At 60.3% G+C, this 2,193-nt stretch carries 2 protein-coding genes; both read right to left on the bottom strand.

Annotated elements, in window-relative coordinates; genetic code table 11:
* On the bottom strand, window positions 1-616 hold a 616-nt coding region (locus tag JNL55_RS08565; RefSeq protein WP_293852012.1), incomplete at its 3' end, for a FecR domain-containing protein.
* Window positions 617-622: 6 nt separating this feature from the next.
* The coding region (locus JNL55_RS08560) for a phosphoethanolamine transferase (protein ID WP_293852009.1) at window positions 623-2,193 on the bottom strand (1,571 nt) is incomplete at its 5' end.

Raw genomic sequence — 2,193 nt, 5'->3', positions numbered from 1 at the left:
GAACGCTGACCACCGTTCCCTGGGCATTGGAACGAACTTCGTATTGCGTGCCCACGTGCTGCACCGAGCCTGAGGAAGTCTCGACAGTGAGGGAATTCGCAGCGTCGTTACCGGGCGGCGCGTCGATATAGATTGCCCCGGTCGTGAGCACCACCCGGTCGGTGGCTGCAACGCTGAGGCGGGTGCCGTGGTCCAGGCGTAGCGATAGTCCCTTTGGAAAGGTGAGGGCGGCTCGTGAGTTGTGATCGGTCTGCAGTTCGTCGCCCACTCTTACAGACTGCCCCACGGCACCGTCGACCACACCGGAGTTGCTTGCGCTCGAGGTGAGCTCGCCGTTGATGTTTGTTATCGAAGCGACCTGTGCGGGTGGAGTATCCACCGCACGCGTAACGATGGCGGTGGCAAATACGGCCAGCGATAGGCTGGCAGCGAGACCCCAATTCACTATTCGACGTTGGCGGGGCCGTTGGTTGATCAGACGTTGCCATTCGACGTACACGGCGGCCCGCACATCGTCGGTGACTTCGGCGCGAGGTTCGTGACGCGCGCCGACCGCTCGCAGCAACGTCTTGATGCCGCGATCGGAAGACTCAGGTTCTATGCGTCCCGTCGTCATGGCCGCTCATTCGCCGCCGTGGCCACGACGGCAGCCGGAGATGAGATCCAGAGTGCGATTGTAAACCTGGTTGCGCACTCCCGCAGCGCCCAGCGCCGTGTGATAGAAATTGTCGTGACTGACGGAGGTGTTCGCCTCGGCACGTAGGCAGTCGGGCTGGATCTGGGTCCGCGCAACGAAGCCATCAGACATCCACATCAGCAGAGGCACTTCTTTCTGCCCCGCAGGTGCGAATGAGTAGGGCATGCCGTGCAGGTAAATGCCGTTTTCACCCAAAGACTCCCCGTGATCGGAAACATACATCAGCATGCCATCGACGCGATCCGAGGCCTCTCGCAACAACCGGATCTGCTTTTCAAGCACGTAGTCGGTATAGGCGATCGTGTTGTCATAGACATTCACGATCTCCTGTGGCGCGCATTCCTGCAGTTGATTGGATCGGCAGGCAGGGGCGAATTTTTCGAACGACAGCGGGTAGCGCTCGAAGTAGGACGGCCCGTGACTGCCCTTCATGTGGAACACGATTACGGTGTCGCGCGTGAGGGCCTGCAGCTTGGCGGGCAGGTCGGTGAGCATGACCTCGTCGTAACAGTTGTCCTCCGTGCACAATGCGGGATTCGCGGCGGCCGTGTAGTCAACGCTCGCCACGCGGGCACATACACCTTTGCAGCCCGAGTTATTGTCCCGCCATTCCACGTCCAGGCCGGCTTGGCTCAACGCATCGAGCAGGTTGGCATAGCGGCCGGCTTCGTCCACTTTAAAATCATCGCGCCTCAGATGTGAGAACAGGCACGGCACGGAGATGGCGGTCGAGGTTCCGCAGGCGGTGGCTTTGGAGAAGAACGTCAGGTTGGGAATTTGCGAGAGCTCCGGGTTGGTCGGTCGGGAATAGCCGGCGAGCTGGAAGTTTTGCGTGCGCGCCGTTTCACCGACCACCAAAAACAGTACGAGTGGCTTTGCGGTGATCTCCGCAGTTCGGATCGAGGCGCCGGCAGGGTTGAGCAGCGTTTGGTTCGCGCTCTTGGTGGTTCCGGCGGAGAGCACACCTACCATGCTGACGGAAGCGGCCGCGGGGCTTAAGGTGAATCGCACCGGCTTGTGCGCGCGGAGGAATGTCGCGTACTCGGCGGAGCTGGCAAACAGCCCGGCGACACATAGCATTGATGCGATGGCCAGGAACATGGCGCGCTGGAACAATTGAGTTTTCCAGCGAATCTTCGGCAGCCGGACCTTCCATACTAACAGCGCCGGGATCAGGCCGAGCACCGCCACGTGCAGAACGGTTTCCGCGTTCATCAGCGCGCCGGCTTCCGCCACGTCGGTTTGCAGCACATTGCGCATCATGTCCTTGTTCATGATGGCGCCGTACTCATTGGAAAAGTGACTGCTGGAGGCGGCGATCACGAAAAGCACACTGGTCGCGATTCGCATTAGGAGCCGCGTTGGCCAGAGCAGAATAAGCAATGCGTGTGCCGTCAACGTGAGTACGAGCAGCGAGACCATAAACAGTGCGCTGTCACCTTGTGGCCGCCACATGGCATTCAAAGTGAGATCCCAGAAGCGCGTGTTGTAGAACG

This window comes from Steroidobacter sp. (assembly GCF_016790065.1).
Lineage (GTDB): Bacteria > Pseudomonadota > Gammaproteobacteria > Steroidobacterales > Steroidobacteraceae > Steroidobacter.
The sequence above is the reverse complement of the archived record's forward strand: the minus strand, read 5'-3'. Positions and strand labels throughout refer to the sequence as shown.